At 49.0% G+C, this 610-nt stretch carries 5 tRNA genes; all 5 read left to right on the top strand.

Annotated features, from left to right (window positions below):
* Positions 1-19: 19 nt before the first annotated feature.
* Positions 20-94, top strand: a tRNA-Gly gene (locus JI665_RS28210).
* 7 nt (positions 95-101) lie between these two features.
* A tRNA-Leu gene (locus JI665_RS28215) sits at positions 102-190 on the top strand.
* A gap of 15 nt (positions 191-205) precedes the next feature.
* Positions 206-282: transfer RNA gene (locus JI665_RS28220), tRNA-Arg, on the top strand.
* Positions 283-287: 5 nt separating this feature from the next.
* A tRNA-Pro gene (locus JI665_RS28225) sits at positions 288-364 on the top strand.
* A gap of 8 nt (positions 365-372) precedes the next feature.
* Positions 373-448 (top strand) — tRNA-Ala (locus JI665_RS28230).
* The last annotated feature ends 162 nt before the right edge of the window (positions 449-610 follow it).

Below are 610 nucleotides of genomic sequence, written 5' to 3' on the forward strand. Positions count from 1 at the left end.
CACCCGCACCATTCTTTAAGCGGAAGTAGTTCAGTGGTAGAACATCACCTTGCCAAGGTGGGGGTCGCGGGTTCGAATCCCGTCTTCCGCTCCATTTTTATGCCGGGGTGGCGGAACTGGCAGACGCACAGGACTTAAAATCCTGCGGTAGGTGACTACCGTACCGGTTCGATTCCGGTCCTCGGCACCATTTTAATTTCATTTTGCGCCCGTAGCTCAATTGGATAGAGCGTTTGACTACGGATCAAAAGGTTAGGGGTTCGACTCCTCTCGGGCGCGCCATATCACGGGGAGTAGCTCAGCTTGGTAGAGCACTTGGTTTGGGACCAAGGGGTCGCAGGTTCGAATCCTGTCTTCCCGACCATTAATATTGGGGCCTTAGCTCAGCTGGGAGAGCGCCTGCTTTGCACGCAGGAGGTCAGCGGTTCGATCCCGCTAGGCTCCACCAAAAAAATTTCAAAAAAGTTATTGACTCAGATTACTGAATCTGATAAGATAATAAAGTCGCCTTTGAGCGGCGGATTGATCTTTGAAAACTGAACGAACAAAAACGTCAACGTTAATTCTTTAGTCTTTTTTGAAAAGACAACTTATGAGCTTAATCAACTCT

The sequence above is a fragment of the Bacillus sp. NTK034 genome (assembly GCF_017303275.1).
In the GTDB taxonomy this organism is placed as follows: domain Bacteria; phylum Bacillota; class Bacilli; order Bacillales; family Cytobacillaceae; genus Cytobacillus.